This window comes from Peribacillus sp. NPDC056705 (assembly GCF_043656335.1).
The window spans coordinates 861-2,747 of the sequence record NZ_JBHTYI010000089.1 but is presented as its reverse complement, the minus strand read 5'-3'; the positions used below and the strand labels follow the sequence as shown (position 1 = coordinate 2,747).

Below are 1,887 nucleotides of genomic sequence, written 5' to 3'. Positions count from 1 at the left end.
GAGCATCACGTTAACGAAGGTCTTCCAATACAGATCATCACCGATCAGACGTCTGTAATTATCCATCCCGACCCAATCGTTCGAGCTAAGCACATCATAGTTCGTAAAACTCAAATATAACGCCATCACGACCGGGATCACCATGAATACCGCAAATAATAGCATCGTTGGCATGATGAACAAGTAACCCATTCTAGCCTGGTGTTTGCCAAGTTTCGTAACGGAAGCAGGTCTTGCGCTGACTGGTTTCGTGGCGGAGGTCATGCTCATGCTCCTTTCTGTAGTCCTTGTGTTCCAAGGGCATTTTTAACGGGTAACGGCATTCTCTTTCAGCTGCTTGTCGCCTTGCTCCTGACTGAGCCGGAGCGTCTCCTCTGCACTCTGCTTGTTCTGCATGAACAGTTCCAGATTCGGAATCACCGCGTTCTCCTCCATAACGGAATATCCGGCATGCGTCGGCCTTGTCTTCGCGAATTCCAGCGTCTCCATGAACGGAATCCATTTCGGATCCTCGGCGAAGAACGGATCTTCTAACGCCGGTTTGAATCCTGGCATATTCTGGCTGGTCTTGGCCCATAACACGGCATTATCCTTGTTGGCCGTCCACCATTTCATAAATTCCCACGCTTCCTCCGGATGCTTGGAGCCTTGCGGAATGACCAGACCAAAGCCGCCCATGACGCTTCCTTTATCACCATTCGGCCCAGCAGGAGGCGGCACGATGCCATATTCAAGGTCTTTCCCGTATTTATCATAAGTGCTCAGCATCCACGGTCCGGAGTACAGCATCGCGACTTTTCCGGTTACGAACGCATCCGTGCCTTCTCCCAATCCATCCTCGAAACCGATCTTATACACCTTGCCTTCATTCAGTAAACGGCCCCAGAAGTCCAGCACCGCCAAGCCCTGCTCATTATTCAGGTTCATCGTGTTGTCGGGGGTCAGCATCGTTCCGCCCGCCTGCTGCAAATACATGCTGAACAGCCCCGGATCACCCATCGATAACCCCGCTGTTTCGAGCTTGCTTCCGTTCCACTTCGTCAGGGCTTTGGCGGCCGTCTCCAGCTCTCCCCAGTTCGTTGGAGGCTCAAGTCCAGCGTCCTTCAGCATTTTCTTGTTATAGAACAAGGCCCGCGCATCCACCGTCAACGGCAACCCATACAGTTTGTCATTATAGGTGAGTTCCTTCAGTGCTTCGTCGTAAAAATCTTCCTTGTTGACGCCGTCGCGCTCCAGGTATTCATCCACGGGGTGAAGCACGTTCTTCGGAGCATAGAGTGCAGTCCGCCAGCGGTCCCAGAACACGAGATCCGGCGTTCCTCCATTCGTGGCTGCGGTCAGAAACTTCGTTACCACATCCTGCTGCAAGGCATATTTCACTTCGATTTTATCCTGGGACTTATTAAATGCATCCACCATCGTCTGGATCTGGTCCTGCCCTTCTCCACCCCAGTCACCCCAGAAGGTGAGTACGGTTTTACCACCACTCGATCCCTCTCCACTCGTGCCGCCGCTGCCTCCTGAGCAGCCCACAAGAAGTCCAATTACGATCATCACCGAACATACGATTTTCCACTGCTTCTTCATTCGTTAACCCTCCCCTATTGGATTCCTTCCTCGTTCACCACTACGTTTAACCACAGGTTTACCGTTTAACAGTGATACCGGAGCACCATAGCACCAGCTCGCAAAACATCATATTGGCCCACGAGAACCATGGCCGGGTATATTCCTCAGGCCGGTCTACATGAAATCCCTCATGCATGAGCCCGGTTCCGCCGTCCGTTGCCAGCAGCAGTTCAAGCAGGCGCTGTCGTTCCTCCGGGTCCTTCTCGGTCATGCCCTGCATCGCGAGCGCAATATGCCAGATGTATTGATCCGGCGTAT

Annotated in this window: 2 protein-coding genes and 1 pseudogene (1 of these 3 cut by a window edge); all 3 read right to left on the bottom strand. The window is 52.7% G+C overall.

All coding sequences use genetic code 11. The features are described from left to right. A partial coding sequence (locus ACFRAK_RS27530) for a carbohydrate ABC transporter permease (RefSeq protein WP_394572963.1) occupies positions 1-264 on the bottom strand: 264 nt, incomplete at its 3' end. A gap of 42 nt (positions 265-306) precedes the next feature. Continuing rightward, a complete protein-coding gene (locus ACFRAK_RS27525; RefSeq protein ID WP_023959811.1) occupies positions 307-1,587 on the bottom strand; it encodes an ABC transporter substrate-binding protein in 1,281 nt (426 codons plus the stop codon). A gap of 58 nt (positions 1,588-1,645) precedes the next feature. After that, positions 1,646-1,887, bottom strand: a pseudogene (locus tag ACFRAK_RS27520) (glycoside hydrolase family 125 protein); its annotated part runs 860 nt beyond the window's last position; the annotation flags it as partial.